The organism is Streptomyces coffeae, assembly GCF_016741875.1.
Lineage (GTDB): Bacteria > Actinomycetota > Actinomycetes > Streptomycetales > Streptomycetaceae > Streptomyces > Streptomyces coffeae.
On record NZ_JAERRF010000221.1, the window covers coordinates 1 to 375 of the forward strand.

The following is a 375-nucleotide window of genomic DNA, read 5'->3' on the forward strand; positions in this document are numbered from 1 at the left end:
CCAACGACGACGAACACGCCGTGTCCACCGTCACCGCAGGCCCCTCAAAACCAAACACATACGAGACCCGGCCGGAGAACACACTGCCCGCGTTCCCATTCCCCAACAAACCCTCGACTTCCTCCGGAATCCCCTCCAACCGCGAGGCATAGTCGTGATACATCAACCCCGCAAACACACCCGTCGCCGAACCCCGCAACGACAACGGATCCAACCCCGCCCGCTCCAACGCCTCCCACGACGTCTCCAACAGCAACCGCTGCTGCGGATCCATCGCCAACGCCTCACGCGGCGAAATCCCGAACAACCCCGCATCAAACTCCGCCGCATCAAGCAAAAACCCACCCTCACACACATACGACGACCCAGCACGCT

At 61.9% G+C, this 375-nt stretch carries 1 protein-coding gene; it reads right to left on the bottom strand.

Annotated elements, in window-relative coordinates; genetic code table 11:
- Positions 1-375, bottom strand: a 375-nt coding sequence (locus tag JK363_RS41750; RefSeq protein ID WP_201883533.1) for a beta-ketoacyl synthase N-terminal-like domain-containing protein, incomplete at both ends; no start/stop codon positions are given.